This is a genomic window from Acidocella aluminiidurans (assembly GCF_055383125.1).
On record NZ_AP031589.1, the window covers coordinates 462,146 to 476,073 of the forward strand.

Sequence of the window (13,928 nt, forward strand, 5' to 3'; positions counted from 1 at the left end):
GCGCTTCAAACTCCCTTTGCCGTGGTTGATTATGGCCGGATCATTATCACGCATGGGTTGTGCCGTATATGCTGATTATGACCGGCCGGCGGGCAGGGCGTCGTAGGCCGCGATAACGCGCCGGGCGCGCTTGGCGACCTCGTCCGGATGGTCGCCGGGCCGGTAGAGGCTGGTGCCGAGGCCGAATACACGCACCCCGGCCTGCCAGAAGGCGGGAAAATCCGGCTCCGCCACCCCGCCAACGGCGCCGGTGAGCGTGCCGGGCGGCAGAATGGCGCGGATGGCGCCCAGCCCCGCCGCGCCCAGCACATTGGCGGGGAAGAATTTCAACGCGGAGGCCCCGTAGCGCAGCGCCGCCAACGCCTCCGTGGGGGTGAACACGCCGGGCATGCTCACCAGCCCCCGCCTTGCGGCCTCCACGAGCACCTCGGCCTCGACATTCGGTGACACGATCAGCCGCCCGCCGGCGCTGGCGACATCTTCCACCGCGCGAGCGGAGAGGACTGTGCCGGCGCCGATCAGGAGGCGGTCGCCGAATGCCCGCGCCAGGATCTCAACTGAACGCAGCGGCTGGGGCGAGTTCAGTGGCACCTCGATCGCCTCGAACCCGGCCTCGGCCAAGACCGTGCCGATCGGTTCGGCCTCCTCAGGTGTCAGGCCGCGTAAAATCGCCACGAGCCCGCGTTTGAGAGAGGGGAAGGGCGCGGCGGCGTGAATGTCTTGCAATTGAAAATCTTGCATGGGTCAGCCTTGGAAAAATGCAGGAAAGAGGTGGCGTGCCGCCTGTTCCAGCCCGGCCAGGGTCAGCGGTTCGGCGTCCAGCTGGCGGCAGGCGCGCTTGGTTCGGGCGATGGCCTGGGCATAAAGCGGCGCCAGCTTGCCGGAAGCCAGCAGCACCAGCTCTTGCGCCGCTTCGCCATCCAGCGCCGCGGCCAGCTCCGCGCCGATCAACAGGCCCGAGAGCCGTGCCGCCGCCGCGGCGCCTTTTTCCCCGGCCAGCAAGCCGGCGGCGCGGATCGCAAACAAGGCCAGCGGCCAGCGCGCCGGGTCCGCCAGCGCCGCCTCCACCCCGGCGGCGAACGCCGGATGGTCCGGCGCAAACCCCGCCGCGTCGCCGATGACATGGCGCAGGACCGAGTGGCGGGCGAGCAGGGCGAATAATTCGCCGGTCATCGCGGTATGAAACCGCATCACCCGCCCCGCCTGCAGTTGCACCCATTTATTGTGCGTGCCCGGCAGGCAGAGCAGGCCGGAAAATGCCGGTTCGCTGGCGAGGAAGCCGAGCAGCTGCGTCTCCTCGCCGCGCATCACATCCGGCCGGGCCGCATCCTCGCAGGCCAGGCCAGGCAGGATGCGCACATGCAGCCCGGCCTCGGTGAAGGCGCTGGCGGCATGCAGACAGGCGGAGGGGAAGGCGGGGGCGGCTACATAACCGGCCTCGCGCCAGCCGCGCCAGGCGCCCGCCATGCCGCAGACAATCACCGGCAGCGCCTTACTCTCGGCGAGTCCCATGGCGTGCAGCCGCGCCCGCAGCAGCGGCGCATAATCCGTTGGCTTCAGGCCATCCGCGCCATCGGGGCTGGCGACGTGGGCGCAGACCTGACCCGCAGCATCCAGCACCCAGAGGCGCAGATTGCTGGTGCCCCAATCGGCCAGCACGAGCCTGTCACTCTTTTCTGTCACCGTGCGGCGCTCAACACAATGCGGCGCTGGGCCGGATACGGCATGGTTTCACTCCTTGCCAGCGATTTCACGATGCTGGTCGATATGCGCGCCGGTTGGCCCGGAACGGCTTGTGGTGAGTGGTAGAGCGGAGGTTCGATAATTGTCAAATGGCATTTTTCGCCATTTTGATACCAAAAAATATATCATAACCGCCGGGCCGCGATGCTTATTTGATAATCGATCATGGCATTATCGATATTTGACGCGATCTCGCGCGCGGTCGATCATGACCGCTTTCGAGCGTCCATGAACATAAAAGAGGATGAACCATGAGGCTGAAAGGCAAGACCGCTCTCATCACGGCGGCGGGGCAGGGCATAGGGCGTGCCACGGCACTCGCCTTTGCCGCGGAGGGCGCCGATGTGCTCGCCACCGACATCAACGAAGCCGCGCTCAAACAACTTTCCGGGCTGCGGACCGCGACATTGGACGTGACGGACGCCGCCGCGATCCAGGCGCTGGTGGCCGAACATGGCCCCTTCGACATCCTGTTCAACTGCGCGGGCTATGTCGATGCCGGCAGCATCCTGGAAACCGAAGAAAAATCCTGGGCATTTTCCTGGTCGCTCAATGTCACCTCGATGTTTCACACCATCCGCGCGGTGCTCCCAGGCATGTTGGCGGCGGGCGGCGGGGCCATCATCAATATGGCCTCGGTTGCGTCCAGCCTGAAGGCGGTGCCGAATCGCTGCGCCTACAGCGTCACCAAGGCGGCGGTGATCGGGCTGACGAAATCTGTCGCGGCGGATTATATCGGGCAGGGGATACGCTGTAACGCGATCTGCCCGGGCACGGTGCAATCGCCCTCGCTGGATGAGCGGATCGCGGCCCAGGCCAAAGCGCAGGCGCGTGAGGCCGAGCAGATCCGGCGCGATTTCATCGCGCGCCAGCCGATGGGGCGTTTGGCCACCGCCGAGGAGATCGCCGCCTTGGCTGTCTATCTCGGCAGCGACGAGGCCGGCTTCACCACCGGCACGGCGCAGATCATCGATGGCGGCTGGTCGATGTAGCCTGGGCATCTGATCGCCGCCGGGCGGCGTCGGGCCGCGCCTGCTGGTCTCTCGCGGACCATCTGCGTCCGATGCTGGTCCTGCCGCGATATTTTCCCAAACAACCCGAAAAAAGATGGGAGATTTTGAAATCTCCCATCTCCCCGGACATCACACCTCGTCAACGGAAACTTCGCGAAAATTTTCAATCCGTCATCTGGATGATGCCAGATTGGGTCGCCAGAAATTCGAATCTGTCAGACGAGAGGCCGGTGACGGCCGTAATAATCATCGATCTGGCCGCGGTAACCTGGCTGGGACCAGTCAGGCAGATCAGCTTCCGCATAAGCGGGAGCGCCTTCAAGAACATCGCGGCTGAGATTGATGATATAGCCGCCATGCTGCTCGCTATATTTCAGCTGATTCCAGGGCAGAGGGTGATATTTCTCGCCAATGCCCAGAAACCCGCCGAAGGACAGAACCGCATAGGCGACACGGCCGGACATCTTGTCGATCATCACATCATAGATCGAGCCGATTTTCTCGCCATCGACGCCGTAGACATTTGTGAAATTCACTTTGCTTGCCGCAATCAGCGACATTGTTTCAAGCGCGCCATCGGTGACCGGTCGGTTTTGATTCGTATAGCTCATCTTGTCCTCCATTAAGCGGTTTGTTCAGGGTGCCGAGGAGGAGATGTAGGGTGAGGCGCGACGTCTGATTATGGGCGGATAAATTACAAAGGCGGACAGCTTGCCGCCTCGTGAGTGTCTAAACCAAGCTTGAGGCTCTAGATCAGCGCGCTCAGGCTAACGCGGGCCTGCCGGCGCAGCATCGCTTTGAAATCCTCCAGCGCCGCGCCGCGCAGCTCCTGCCAGCCAAGCCAGGGGAACAGATCGTCGCGATTATGATGCAGGACGATCAGCATGCCCATCGCCGCGAAGGCGCGCAGCCTGGTGTTGATCTCCTCCGGCGCCTGGCCGGTGGCGATCCCCGCCAGGGCGAAGAGATGGCCGAACAACCGGCTTGTGAAGCGCTGCTTATCCTCTGATTGATACGGGCCGCACCCGTCCTTGGCCTTGATCCGCGCGGCGAAGAGGCGCCAGCCTTTCACCTCCGAGGTCTCGAACAGAAATTCCGCCATCACCGCCAGCGTGTCGCCGAAAATCTCGGTCGCCGCGTCGCGATCGCTTGGCTGCAGCGCTTTGGCCCGGGCGAACACATCCTCCAGGGCCGCGGCGAAATGCGCGCGGATATAGGCGAGGCAGGCGGCGTAAAGCCCTTCCTTGCTGTCAAAATAATATTGCAGAGCCGGCGGGTTCACCCCGGCTTCCTGGGCGATCTGCCGGGTGGAGGTGCCTTCATATCCGTCCTCGCCGAAGCGGCGCAAAGCCGCTTCGATGATCCGCAGCCGCTTTTCCTCGCCGCGCGCATAGCCGCCGCCTTTCGGGCTGCGGCGGGGGCCATCCTGCTTCTGGGCCTCATCCACGGGATGGGTTAGATTTGTGCCAGTTGACATACATTTGCGCCAGGTTACATTTGTAGCATCCGGCATACATTGAAAGTCGTTCCTTGTCAGCTTCATCTTCAGCGCCCGCGGCGGCCGCACCCGCCGCGCCCGCGAAAACGCCTTTGCTCAAGCGCCCGCTCACCTGGGCGGTGCTGTTCCTGCTGCTGCTGATCCTGTGCATCTGGGGGCTGTATTGGCTGCTGGTGGCGCGCTTCTATGTCAGCACGGACGATGCCTATCTGAACGCCGATCAGGTGGCGATGGCGCCGCGTGTCTCCGGCTATGTCGCCCAGGTGCTGGTGCACGACAATCAGCAGGTGAAACAGGGGCAACTGCTGGTGAAGATCGACCCGGCGAATTACCAGGCCAGCCTCGCCCAGCAGCAAGCCACCGCCCAGGCGCGGCAAATGGATGTGAGCATCGCCGAAGGGCAGCTGATCCAGCTTCAGGCGGATCTGGCCCAGGCCCAGGCCAAGCTGGCCGGGGATGAGGCGAACCAGCATTACGCCGCCGGGCAGGTGGCGCGTTATCACAGCCTGGCGCAGAGCGGGGCGGAAGCGCCGCAGACCTATGCGCGGCTGGTCAGCCAGCGCGACCAGGCGGATGCGGCGGTGCGGGCGGATGCGGCCGGGGTGCGTGCCGCCCAGGCGCAGCTTGAAACCGCGCGGGAGAAGATCGGCCAGGCGCGGGCGCAGGCGCAGGCGGCGCAGGCGGCCCTGGCCAGCGCTCAGCTCGATATCGACCATACCGAGATCCGCGCCGGCATTTCCGGCGTGGTGGGAGACAAGACCGTGCAAGTCGGCCAGTTCGTGCAGCCCGGCACCAGGCTGCTCACCCTGGTGCCGGTACAGAATATCTATGTGACCGCGAATTTCCAGGAAACCCAGCTCGCCCATATGCGCATCGGCCAACACGCGACGGTGGCGGTGGATGCGCTGGATGGGCGCAAGCTGGATGCGGTGGTGCAGAGTTTCTCGCCGGGCACCGGGGCGCAATTCGCGCTGCTGCCGCCTGAGAATGCCACCGGGAATTTCACCAAGATTGTCCAGCGCGTGCCGGTGCGGCTGCGTCTGCAGGCTGATGCGGCGACGCTGGCGCGGCTGGTGCCGGGACTCTCCGTCACGGTAACGGTGGATACCCACGCCAAAGGCGCCGCCCAGGGCGCCGGCTGATGGCGCCCGACCATTCACAGACCAAGGCGAGCATGACCGACTGGCTAGCGGTGCTGGCCGGGGCGCTGGGGGCGCTGTTGGCGACGCTGGATACCTCCATCGTGAACTCTGCGCTGCCGACCATCCAGGGTGAGATCGGCGCCACCGGGACCGAGGGCACCTGGATGTCCACCGGCTATCTGGTCTCCGAGATCGTCATCATCCCGCTCACCGCCTGGCTCACAAGGCTGCTCGGGCTGCGCAGCCTGCTGCTGGGCAGCGTGGTGCTGTTTAGCCTGTTCTCGGCTTTGTGCGGTCTCTCCTCGGGCCTGACCATGCTGATCCTGGGCCGGGTAGGGCAGGGGTTTTTCGGCGGGGCGCTGATCCCCACCGCGCAGACCATCGTGCGCACCCGCCTGCCGGAGAGCCAGCAGCCTTTGGGGATGAGCCTGTTCGGGCTGATCGTGATCATGGGCCCGCTGGTCGGGCCGGTGCTGGGCGGCTGGCTGACCGAGACGGTAAGCTGGCGCTGGTGCTTCTTCCTCAACATGCCGGTGACGGTGGCACTCGTCACGCTGCTGCTGCTCGGGCTGAAACATGAACCCGCCCGGCCGGAATTGCTGGCGCGCGCCGACTGGGCCGGCATTTTCGGGCTGACACTCTTCCTCAGCTCGCTCACCGTGGTGCTGGAAGAGGGCCAGCGGGACCGCTGGTTCGACTCCAACCTGATCTGCTGGCTCACCGCGACCACTATTCTCGGCTTCGTGACGCTGATGATCGCCCAGCTCACCGTGGCGGACCCGGTGGTGAAATTGCGTCTGCTGCTCAACCGCTCTTATGCCAGCGTCATCATCATGGTGGTCGCGGTCGGTTCCGGGCTGTACGGGCTCACCTATCTGCTGCCGCAATTCCTCGCCAATATCGCCGGCTATAATGCCGAGCAGTCGGGACGGGTGCTGGTGCTCTCCGGCATTCCGGCGTTTCTGCTGATGCCGATCTTGCCGCGGCTGCTGGGACGGGTGGATCTGCGGATCATGGTGACAATCGGGCTGCTCTGTTTCGGTGGCGCCTGCATGCTGAATATCGGCCTCACCTCGCAGGAAAATGGCAGCGCTTTCGTCGCCTCGCAGTTGCTCACAGGTACGGGCATGCTGATGGCGATGATGCCGCTGAACCAGGCCTCGGTGGGGGCGGTGGGGCGCGAATTCGCGGCGGATGCGGCCGGGCTCTACAGCATGGCGCGCAATCTCGGCGGCTCCTCCGGCATTGCCATTCTCGGCATATTCATCGACCGGCGCACGGAGTTTCACGCCGACACCATCCGCGCCAGCCTGGATGCGAATTCGCCCTTGGTGCAGAGTCGGGTGGCGGGGATGGCGGCGAGCTTCATGCAGAACGGCACCGATGCCGCCTATGCACGGATGCAGGCGCTGAGCCAGTTGGCGGCGCAGATTCATATTCAGGCTCTGGTGATGACCTATTCCGATTGCTTCTATCTCTCCGGCGCCCTGCTGCTGGGCATTATTCCGCTGGTGGCCTTGCTGCGCCCGCCGCCGCGCCGGGCGCGCCCCGCGCAGGGAGGGCATTGAGATGCGCGGAACCGCCCGCCTCTCTCTGGCCTGCCTGCTGCTGTCAGGCTGCATGCTGGGGCCGAATTATAAAGGCCCGCCAAAGATGCTGCCGCAGGGCCAAAATTTTGTCCGTGCGGCGGATGCCGGCGCTGTCCCCAGCCCGCCTCTGGCGCAATGGTGGCTGGCGCTGCAGGATGCCGAGCTGAACCAGCTGGAGGCGCAGGCCCTGGCCGCCAGCCCCGACTTGGCGGCGGCGCGCGCGCGCCTGCGCGAATCCCGCGCCCAGCTGCATGCGGACCAGGCACAGCTTTTGCCCACCACCGGGGCCAGCGGCGTCTATCTGCACAGCCATAGCGGCGATGGTCTGCTCAACGGCCTGGTCGGCGGTGCCTCAGGTAGTGGCACTCAGGATTTGAATTTTTACAGCACCGGCTTCGATGCGAGCTGGGAGCTGGATCTGTTCGGGGCGAAGCGGCGCACCGCGGAAGGGGCGGCGGCACAGGCTCAGGCGCGCATCGCCGATCTCGCGGATGCGCAGGTGAGCCTGACCGCCAATGTCGCCCGCGCCTATGTGGATCTGCGCGCCGACCAGCAACGTGCGGCTTTGGCCGAGGCCAGCCTCGGGCTGCACCAGCAAATGCTGGCGCTGGAGCGCCAACGCGCCGCGGCCGGCACGGTTTCGCAGGATGATCTGGTGCAGCTGGCCCAGCAGGTGCAGCAGGACCAGGCCAATCTGGCGCCGCTGCGGGCGGAGATCTCCGTGCAGCTGGACCAGCTCGCCATCCTCACCGGCCAGCTCCCGGGGGCCTTGGATGCGGCGCTGGCCGCGCCGACAACAATGCCGATGCCGCCGGCGCAAGTCGCGGTGGGCAACCCGGCCTTGCTGTTGCGCCAGCGCCCGGACATACGCGCGGCGGAGCGCAACATCGCCGCGCGGAATGCCGCCATCGGCCAGCATCTGGCGGATTATTTCCCGAAGGTGACGCTGCTCGGCGATATCGGGTTTTCCTCAACCAACATCTCGCAGCTTTTTAACGGCAATGCCTTTTCCGTCCTCGCCGCGCCGATGATCTCCTGGACGCCGTTCGATTTCGGGCGCACTGAAGCCGCCGTCTCCCAGGCCCGGGCGGGGCGCGATGAGGCGGTGGCGAAGTACCAGAGCACGGTGCTGAATGCCTTGCAGGATGCCGAGGATTCGCTGGCCCGTTACGGCGCGCAACGGCAGAATTTGCAGGCGCTGGCACAGGCTTACGGGCTGGCGCAACGCAGCGCGGGATTTGCCCTGCAGCGTGCCGCGCAAGGCACCATCTCGCACCTGCAAATGCTGAGCGCGCAGCGTGATCTGGACAGCGCGCGGGACAGTTTCATCCAGGCCCAGGCGCGAACCACCGAGGATTACATCGCGTTGCAAAAGAGCCTGGGGCTGGGTTGGCAGGCGCCGGGCCAGGGCTGACCCGCGGCCGGCTCAAGAGACGCCGCAGGGCATTGAAGGAAAACCCCGACCGCGATCACGGTCGGGGCGAAACGCCGCATTTGGCGCCGCTGTCGCGGGATTACTTGGTGAGCTGGATGCTCTGCATGACCTTCGTCATCGCATCGTCATTGGCCTTGTCCGCCGCGTCGGAGCCCCAATAGGTCAGCATGACGTAGGTTCCGGGCTGGTCGGTGTCGATTATGATCAGTTCGAAATTGGTCGGGCCGTCCTTATCGGTGGCCTTGTAGGAGAAATCATGGAATTTCACGCCATTATTTTCGAAATCATTCTCCTGCTTGCTGCTCGGGTCAATTTGGAGCCCTTGGCCTTCCAGCGTCTTCAGCGTGTCGGCAATGGTGCTGCTCAACTCCTTGCCGGTGACGGATTCAGCGGAAAAATAAAGGCCGCCATCGGGCGAGGTCATTTCAACGCCGCCATCGAACGTGTCGGGCTTCCAGCTGTCGGGCAGGTCGATCGTCGCGACGGGGTTGCTGGACGGCAGAGAATACACTTTCGCTTCCGCGTTTTTCGCCGCGAATGCCATTGCGGACAGCGCCGCCATGGCCAGGAGGGCACCACGAATTTTCAACATACCCATGCTCTTTTGAAAAATGGTTAATAGATATCGGAATCAGGCTGGCATCGCGTCGGCAATGGGCAGATGCGCTCGCCGCGCGACGCCCGCCCTTGAGGGAGATGCCGTTGATTTGATGATCTCCCCTCAAAACGATGTTACTTCATTATTATAACGATAAAAGTTCTTGTCAAACGGGTCGCGGGGCAATGCCTGACATCGGCACCGGCCGGTGTGATTCCGGCGGGGCCCGGTTCATGGGAACAGGGCCAGGCGTTCGGTGTATTTGTTCGAGATATGCAGGATGCGGACAATATGCAGGTTTACCCTTAGGTCGAGGCGCATCAGGAGCCATGATGCGGGGGTCGACGCAGTCGGCCATGCATTCCAACTTGATTCCGGCCACTGACGCGGTGGCTTGGTAAGCGCGCCTTTTACCGCGCTTTCGCAAATTGCCCTTGATTTTCTCCCCCTCGGAAAATCTGCCCGTTGTTTGTGGCTAGTAATTTTTCAACTTCACCTGTCGGCGGTCGCGCCAGATCAACCAGCTTACATGCGCGGCGCAGAGCAGCCCATATCCAAGGATTCCTTCCATCACCGCCTGGTTAAGCGTGCTTTCAGCGGGCATATCCTGCAGCAGCCAAGCCGGCAGAAATAGTTGCACCAACGCGGCCGCACCACCCAGCGCAAGCATGATGAACATGAACGCCCCTTTGGGCAGCCGATTGGGTAATGTGCTGAACCACCAGAATGGCCGGGTGAACCAACTCTGCCAGGACCTCACCATTGCCAGAAGCCCCAGCGCCTCCAGATCCGTCGCATTGCGGGATAAAGCCCAGAGCGCCATGTCCCGTGCTGTCGCGATATCGTTCAGCCGGAATGCTATCTGCCCCTTCAATAACATCAGTTCCGGGGCTTCGGGGGCGCAGCGTAAGGCGCGGTCGGCGAAGCCTTTCGCCTGTTTAAAGTGGCGCTGCACCTTATGCAGCCGCGCATAACCCGCCCAGACCGATGCTGAATCCGGGGCCAGGCGTTGCGCCTGCGCCAGCGCCGCCTCGGCGGGTTTAAAGCGACCAAGTGCGCGCAGGACGGTGCTCAGAACAATGTGAGTCTCCGCGGACGCCGGCGCGAGGGCGATGGCCTCTTGCGCGGCGATCAGAGCCGCTCGCTTGCGCCGCAATTGCAGCAGCGTGAGCGCCCGCACACGCAAGCCATAGGCGCGCTCGGTCTCGTCGCAGGGCAATCCCAGCCCGGTCTCCAGCAAGGCCAGTGCCTGCTTATAACGGCCGAAGCCATAGTGCAGATTGCCCGCGTGCAGATAGGCTTCGGCCGCGCCCGGGGCGAGGTGGATTGCCCTCTCATAATGCTGCAAAGCCCCTGCCAGATTGCCCGCCCGCCAAGCGGCCTCGCCCTGCTTGAGCGCGGTTTGCAGCTGAGTATCCGTCACTTCTGGTGCTTCTCGAGAAATGCCAGCAGATCTCCATATAATCCGGGCTCAGGCGCGTATTTCGCGTAATTGCGCGCGGTGGAGAGCCATTCCAATGTCGTCGGGCGGGTTTCCTCCAGGGCCGCGTCCATGTGCAGACGCGAAATCTGCGTGCTCTCTCGCCCCTGCATCTCCTGCTCGATGGCAAGATCGATCGCGGTTTCAACGAGGTTGGTGAGATCGGCGCCCGAATAGCCGCTGGTCAGCGTGGCATAGCGCGCAATATCCAGCCCCGGCGCAATCGGGCGGTTGAGCAGCAGCCGGCGCAATATGGCCAGCCGCGCCGCCTGGTCCGGCGGCGGCACGAAGATGACACGGTCGAACCGCCCTGGGCGCCGGAAGGCGCTGTCCACTGCCCACGGCACATTGGTGGCGGCAAGCACCAGAATGCCGTCATTGCGGCTATCAAGCCCGTCAAACGTGCTCAGAAAGGTAGAGACCAGTGAGGTTTCAGAGCCGGATTTGCGCCGCGCCGCCAGGGCCTCAATCTCATCAAAAAACAGAATGGCGGGCTTGCGCTGCCGTGCCTCGGTGAATGCGGCGACGAGCTTTTTTTCTGCCTGGCCGCTATAGCAGTCCAATATCTCCGCAATGCCGACCTCGATGAAACTGGTATGCGCCTCACCGGCGGCGGCGCGAGCCAGCAGCGTCTTGCCGCAGCCGGGCGGGCCGTACAGGAGAATGCCACCTCCGGCACGCCGGCCGAAGCGCTCGAACAATTTTGGCTTCTCACGCGGTGCGATCATGCGGCGATGGATCTGGCGCTTCACCTCCTCCAACCCGCCTACATCGGCGAAGGTCATCGGCGCGGCCTGCAGGGCTGGCGGCACCGAAACTGGGCGATGTTCGTTTAGCTGCACCAGCACAGGCTGCTGTGTCCAACGAGCCGCTTGGTCAGGTTCGCCGACTTCCAGAAGAAACGCCCTGATCTCCCGGCACAGTGTTTCGTCGGTCATCGCGGCGGGATCAAGTGTCGAAATAAAAGCCGCGGCCTCGAAAAGTTTTCCCGTCTGGGTCGCCAGGGACAGCAAGGCCCGCAGCAAAATGCCTGATTCGGGATGCTCCGTGCAGGAGGCCAGCAATGCGTTAAACTCGTGATCCAACCTACCAGACATATGCCAACGCAGCTCCATCTTGTGATCAGCCGACATTTCCCATTTAAGCTGCCCATCCGACCTTGTTTGCGCGCAGGATAACCCGATCCTGGCCTTGGGAGAAGGCGGAATGGTGTCCATTAGGTCCTGTCTGCATTCATGGATTCCCTTTGTTTTAGAGTTCTGATTCAAGGCTTGAAGCCTTGAGCAGACGAACACTGACGGACGAGCAATGGAGCCGGATTGAGGGGCATCTTCCTGGGCGTGTTGGCACGCCTGGGCGGAGCGGGGTCGACAACCGGCTGTTTGTTGATGCGATCCTTTGGATGGCTGGTAATGCGGCGCGGTGGCGGGATTTGCCGGAGGTATTTGGCAAATGGACGGCGGTGCATGCGCGTTTCCGGCGCTGGTCTCATGCTGGCGTATGGAAGACGCTTTTCCATGCTCTGGCCGACACGCCGGATTTTGAATACGTCCTGATTGATAGCACCATCTCGAAAGTCCATGCCGATGCGGCAGGGGCAAAAGGGGGGCTGAAATTGCCGCTATCGGCCGTTCACGCGGGGGGCTGACAACCAAGCTGCACGCCGCCGTCGACGCGCTCGGCTTGCCGCTGCGCATCCATCCGACGCCGGGACATCATGGCGATTGCCCGCAGGCGCAAACCCTCCTGAAGGGCTTGCAGGGCGTCGGCCACGTCATCGCCGATGCCGCTTACGACGCCGACCCGCTACGCGCCTTCATTGCCAATGATCTCGGCGCAACCGCCCAGATCAAGCCTAATCCCAGCCGCGCCATCATCCCGCCAATCGATTGGAGGCTCTACAAGGAACGCCATCAGCTCGAGTGCTTCTTCAACAAACTCAAACGCTTCCGAAGGATCGCACTCCGATGCGAGAAAACCATCAAAGCCTTCATGGGGTTCGTGCATCTCGCTTGCGCCATGATCTGGCTACGATGAATGCAGACAGAACCTAGGGTGGCTGGCCTAAGGAGCCTCTGAACAAGGCGGTGATTGCGGGAGGCTGCGCAGTTGCGCGCCGGCGATGCCCCCCCCCGTGATGCAGCTGTTGCAGGCGGCTATGCGTCCTGAGTTTCGGAAAGGAAGGTGTGTCGTTCATAAGGCTTGCCGATCTGTTTCGTTCCGCGGCGGCGAGGGTTTCGTGCCGGCTGATTGGCCAGGCGAATCCTCTCATCCGGTGTCCGGGGATGATCCAGAGCGGCGCCTCTCCTTCCAGGCGGCGAATCGGATTTCCCCCTGGCGCAAGGTCATGTAAGGATAATCGCCGCGTATTATCGTGCTTTGGCGCTTGCCGAGGCGCAGCAGATGCCTCCAGATCCGGTGGCCCGAGCTCCCGCCCCGCATAAACAGCCCGTCACGATCATACAGTATATATGCCTTTGGCCCGGCTTGGGCGGTGGGTGATTTTGCATCCGTTAGATGTATCAGTTTCGAAACTTTTGAAGGGTAATGTTAAGCGTCAGGCAACATCACTCATGGAGACAAACGGGCTGAACATTTATGAAACAACTGACCGGTTATGGCGCAACAAGATATTTGATTTCATCGGGGTGCTGGTCGCACGCCGATAGTGTGATGTGGGGTTTTGAAAATCTGGCGCCCCCGGCAGGACTCGAACCTGCATAAACGAACTTAGAAGGATCGGAGCTTATCCAATTAGCCAACGGGGGCGCGGCGCCCGCCTCATATCATGCCGCCGCGAAACTGCCAAAATCCGGGCCAACCCGACGATTCACTACAATTTTACGTGACATAGCTATCAAAATGACCCGTAACTACGCTAGCGTCGAGATGGTCTGGCGGGCCGGCCGTTAATGTTTTTTTGTGCCAGCCCTAGGGTGAATGAACTGATGATGTTGAGGGGCTTAGGTCAAAATATGGTCTTCAGGCTGGCGGTTTTTCTGCGCGATCGCCGAGCTGTTACGTCCGTGGAATATGGCGTGATCGCATTGATCATCATCTTGGCTATAGTCGGGGGGTTAACGCGGATCGGCACCGAAGTCGCGGTGCCGTTCAATCAGGTGGCCTCGGAGCTCTGACGAGGGAAGAAATCACCTATCCGTACCGGCAGGCGGGCTGTCACTGTTGGAGACGCCGTATTGAAGACGTCGCTTGTCTCATAAAAGCAGACTGTCATAAAAAATTAAACAAATTTTGTTGTTGTGCTACATGATGGCCAAATCGTTAGGGTTACGGTCAGTCTAGCTTGGTTTTTTTGACAAAAAAGTCACGTTCACGGATTTTTGTTTAGTTCGTGCGCAAACATCGTTTGACAGAAACGGCTGATTTTTATGTATTGAAGCACAGCCTCGACAGGTTGATGACAAGGTGG

At 62.5% G+C, this 13,928-nt stretch carries 14 protein-coding genes and 1 tRNA gene; 6 read left to right on the forward strand and 9 right to left on the reverse strand.

All coding sequences use genetic code 11. The features are described from left to right. Positions 1–75: 75 nt before the first annotated feature. Entirely contained in the window at positions 76–741 is a 666-nt protein-coding gene (locus ACZ46S_RS02420) for a 2-dehydro-3-deoxy-6-phosphogalactonate aldolase (protein ID WP_464063230.1), read from the reverse strand. Between the two features lie 3 nt (positions 742–744). Further along, positions 745–1,683: a 2-dehydro-3-deoxygalactonokinase gene (locus ACZ46S_RS02425; protein WP_464063231.1), complete on the reverse strand. Its 939-nt coding sequence runs from the start codon at positions 1,681–1,683 to the stop codon at positions 745–747. Positions 1,684–1,994: 311 nt separating this feature from the next. Here ACZ46S_RS02425 and ACZ46S_RS02430 point away from each other — a divergent pair, with 311 nt between their 5' ends. Next, a complete protein-coding gene (locus ACZ46S_RS02430) occupies positions 1,995–2,735 on the forward strand; it encodes an SDR family oxidoreductase (RefSeq protein ID WP_295740756.1) in 741 nt (246 codons plus the stop codon). Positions 2,736–2,971: 236 nt separating this feature from the next. Here the strand turns inward: ACZ46S_RS02430 and ACZ46S_RS02435 are convergent, their stop codons facing one another. Together ACZ46S_RS02435 and ACZ46S_RS02440 are read right to left on the reverse strand one after the other, a co-directional pair. Continuing rightward, on the reverse strand, positions 2,972–3,367 hold the full coding sequence (locus ACZ46S_RS02435; protein WP_464063232.1) for a PRC-barrel domain-containing protein: 396 nt from the start codon (positions 3,365–3,367) through the stop codon (positions 2,972–2,974). Positions 3,368–3,504: 137 nt separating this feature from the next. Next, a complete protein-coding gene (locus tag ACZ46S_RS02440; protein ID WP_464063233.1) occupies positions 3,505–4,203 on the reverse strand; it encodes a CerR family C-terminal domain-containing protein in 699 nt (232 codons plus the stop codon). Between the two features lie 143 nt (positions 4,204–4,346). Between ACZ46S_RS02440 and ACZ46S_RS02445 the strand changes: the two genes are divergently transcribed. From ACZ46S_RS02445 to ACZ46S_RS02455, 3 genes are read left to right on the forward strand one after another with little or no spacing between them, the layout of a single operon-like run. Next, entirely contained in the window at positions 4,347–5,396 is a 1,050-nt protein-coding gene (locus ACZ46S_RS02445; RefSeq protein ID WP_464063234.1) for an HlyD family secretion protein, read from the forward strand. Continuing rightward, entirely contained in the window at positions 5,396–6,964 is a 1,569-nt protein-coding gene (locus ACZ46S_RS02450; RefSeq protein ID WP_464063235.1) for a DHA2 family efflux MFS transporter permease subunit, read from the forward strand. The genes ACZ46S_RS02445 and ACZ46S_RS02450 overlap by 1 nt, the downstream gene beginning before the upstream one ends. 1 nt (position 6,965) lies before the next feature. Further along, the gene (locus ACZ46S_RS02455; protein WP_464063236.1) at positions 6,966–8,399 is read left to right on the forward strand and encodes an efflux transporter outer membrane subunit; all 1,434 of its coding nucleotides are present in this window, start codon (positions 6,966–6,968) and stop codon (positions 8,397–8,399) included. A gap of 100 nt (positions 8,400–8,499) precedes the next feature. On the opposite strand, the gene ACZ46S_RS02460 is transcribed toward ACZ46S_RS02455, so the two are convergent. The 3 genes from ACZ46S_RS02460 to ACZ46S_RS02470 all read right to left on the reverse strand — a co-directional run bounded on the left by ACZ46S_RS02460 (position 8,500) and on the right by ACZ46S_RS02470 (position 11,766). Further along, on the reverse strand, positions 8,500–9,012 hold the full coding sequence (locus ACZ46S_RS02460) for a hypothetical protein (protein ID WP_464063237.1): 513 nt from the start codon (positions 9,010–9,012) through the stop codon (positions 8,500–8,502). A gap of 481 nt (positions 9,013–9,493) precedes the next feature. Then, complete coding sequence (locus ACZ46S_RS02465) at positions 9,494–10,441, reverse strand: tetratricopeptide repeat protein (RefSeq protein ID WP_295740771.1); 948 nt, start codon at positions 10,439–10,441, stop codon at positions 9,494–9,496. Beyond that, positions 10,438–11,766: an ATP-binding protein gene (locus tag ACZ46S_RS02470; RefSeq protein ID WP_464063238.1), complete on the reverse strand. Its 1,329-nt coding sequence runs from the start codon at positions 11,764–11,766 to the stop codon at positions 10,438–10,440. Before ACZ46S_RS02470 ends, ACZ46S_RS02465 begins: the two co-directional genes overlap by 4 nt. Before the next feature lie 11 nt (positions 11,767–11,777). Here ACZ46S_RS02470 and ACZ46S_RS02475 point away from each other — a divergent pair. Next, positions 11,778–12,535, forward strand: a protein-coding gene (locus ACZ46S_RS02475; RefSeq protein WP_464062101.1) for an IS5 family transposase whose coding sequence is annotated in 2 segments (ribosomal slippage) — positions 11,778–12,096 and positions 12,096–12,535 — 759 coding nt in all. Because the reading frame shifts where the segments join, the coding sequence is not laid out codon by codon here. A gap of 231 nt (positions 12,536–12,766) precedes the next feature. On the opposite strand, the gene ACZ46S_RS02480 is transcribed toward ACZ46S_RS02475, so the two are convergent. Together ACZ46S_RS02480 and ACZ46S_RS02485 are read right to left on the reverse strand one after the other, a co-directional pair. Further along, positions 12,767–13,024 carry an Arm DNA-binding domain-containing protein gene (locus ACZ46S_RS02480; protein WP_464064315.1) on the reverse strand — a complete coding sequence of 86 codons (258 nt, stop codon included), beginning with the start codon at positions 13,022–13,024 and terminating at the stop codon, positions 12,767–12,769. Positions 13,025–13,190: 166 nt separating this feature from the next. Beyond that, positions 13,191–13,267: transfer RNA gene (locus ACZ46S_RS02485), tRNA-Arg, on the reverse strand. 167 nt (positions 13,268–13,434) lie between these two features. On the opposite strand from ACZ46S_RS02485, the gene ACZ46S_RS02490 reads away from it, so the two are divergent. Then, positions 13,435–13,635: a Flp family type IVb pilin gene (locus ACZ46S_RS02490; protein WP_464063239.1), complete on the forward strand. Its 201-nt coding sequence runs from the start codon at positions 13,435–13,437 to the stop codon at positions 13,633–13,635. Positions 13,636–13,928 lie beyond the last annotated feature (293 nt).

Excerpts from the sequence above, each read along its gene's own strand:
- ACZ46S_RS02420 (WP_464063230.1), bottom strand. The coding sequence starts at position 741 with ATGCAAGATTTTCAATTGCAAGACATTCACGCCGCCGCGCCCTTCCCC.
- ACZ46S_RS02430 (WP_295740756.1), top strand. The coding sequence starts at position 1,995 with ATGAGGCTGAAAGGCAAGACCGCTCTCATCACGGCGGCGGGGCAGGGC.
- ACZ46S_RS02435 (WP_464063232.1), bottom strand. The coding sequence starts at position 3,367 with ATGAGCTATACGAATCAAAACCGACCGGTCACCGATGGCGCGCTTGAA.
- ACZ46S_RS02450 (WP_464063235.1), top strand. The coding sequence starts at position 5,396 with ATGGCGCCCGACCATTCACAGACCAAGGCGAGCATGACCGACTGGCTA.
- ACZ46S_RS02455 (WP_464063236.1), top strand. The coding sequence starts at position 6,966 with ATGCGCGGAACCGCCCGCCTCTCTCTGGCCTGCCTGCTGCTGTCAGGC.
- ACZ46S_RS02460 (WP_464063237.1), bottom strand. The coding sequence starts at position 9,012 with ATGTTGAAAATTCGTGGTGCCCTCCTGGCCATGGCGGCGCTGTCCGCA.